This is a genomic window from Leyella stercorea (assembly GCF_021531355.1).
Classification (GTDB): Bacteria; Bacteroidota; Bacteroidia; order Bacteroidales; family Bacteroidaceae; genus Prevotella.
Genome location: NZ_JADYTS010000205.1, coordinates 1 through 480, shown reverse-complemented (window position 1 = coordinate 480; position 480 = coordinate 1). Strand labels below are relative to the sequence as shown.

The following is a 480-nucleotide window of genomic DNA, read 5'->3' as shown; positions in this document are numbered from 1 at the left end:
CGTAGTTCTTGTATAATTGGAGACAGGTCTCGGGCGGAGCCTGAGCATAATAGAAGGACTTTTTAAGTGAACATCGCAAGCATGTGAATCTAAAAGTCCCTATTATGTTTAGGACTTTTGTGAAAGTCCGTCACGCAAGCGTATTCGCAGATTCTTATCAACTCTGTTATGACTCTTCCACCAATACCAACCCAAGGCTGTCTATCAGATGCTGGAGTGGCGGATGTTGTTTTATCAGCCTTTGTAGCGCCATCTGCGGTGTTTCCGTCATCAATAGGAAGTCGGCAATGTCAAGACCATTGACCTTTTGTTCATCGGTGGCATTGTCTTCCAAGATGTTGCTGACAAGAACTTGCTTGCATATTGATTGCAGCAACGGAAGTTTGCTTTTCCACTTATCCGTTGCTCCAAGGTCTGGAACCAAAACAACCTCCCGACCGCTTAGGACTTCGACTGCATCTTTATTGAAACATCCGTTCA

1 pseudogene is annotated in these 480 nt (G+C 44.8%); it reads right to left on the bottom strand.

The window, feature by feature from the left end:
* Positions 1-166: 166 nt before the first annotated feature.
* Positions 167-480 (bottom strand): annotated as a pseudogene (locus I6E38_RS15090) (DUF6371 domain-containing protein); the annotation flags it as partial.